This is a genomic window from Aeromonas sp. Prich7-2 (assembly GCF_017939255.1).
GTDB lineage: Bacteria > Pseudomonadota > Gammaproteobacteria > Enterobacterales > Aeromonadaceae > Aeromonas > Aeromonas caviae.
The window spans coordinates 1-599 of sequence record NZ_JAGKRI010000139.1; the positions used below are offsets into that span (position 1 = coordinate 1).

Consider the following 599-nt stretch of genomic DNA (forward strand, 5'->3'; position numbering starts at 1 on the left):
TCTGACAGGGTTGCGAGCTTGGCGATCCCCGCATCCAGCCCGACCATTGAGCCGGAGGGGTGAATTGGCTCAAGCGTCTCCTGCTCGACCTGAAAGGAGATATACCAGTGCCCGGCTGCTTGGCTGACGGTCGCGTTTTTAATTTTTCCTTCAACTGGCTGGGACTGGCGAAACTTGACCCACGCCAGCCCGGCAGGAAGCTTCACGCGACCTTTTTCAAGGCGGCAATACTTGTCAAAGTTGACGAAGCGGATTGAGTCGCGGTTGTCGCTTTTCTTCTTGAAAACGGGAGCCTTGGCGGCGAGTTTTTTATCAAAGCAGCGCATCCACGCGCCGTGCAAGTCTTTGAGTTTCTGCTGGAGGTTGTCGGTATATGCCTCGGTCAGAAAGGCCATTTCTGGGTCTTTCTTCCAACTGGTGAGCATCCGGTTCAGCTCAAAGGCAGAAGGTAGTTTTTCGCCAGCATCCAGAATGCGCTTTGTCTCTGCCAGCCCGTGATTCCAGACATAACGAGCACAACCGCCCAACTGGCGCAGGCGTTGCGCTTGTTGGGCGGTCGGTTCGAGTCGGAACTTGTAGGCTTTCAGAATTTGCATTTA

The 599-nt window shown here is 54.4% G+C and carries 1 protein-coding gene; it reads right to left on the reverse strand.

Annotated elements, in window-relative coordinates; translation table 11 throughout:
- On the reverse strand, positions 1-596 hold a 596-nt coding region (locus tag J9892_RS17890; protein WP_246876705.1), incomplete at its 3' end, for a transposase.
- Positions 597-599 lie beyond the last annotated feature (3 nt).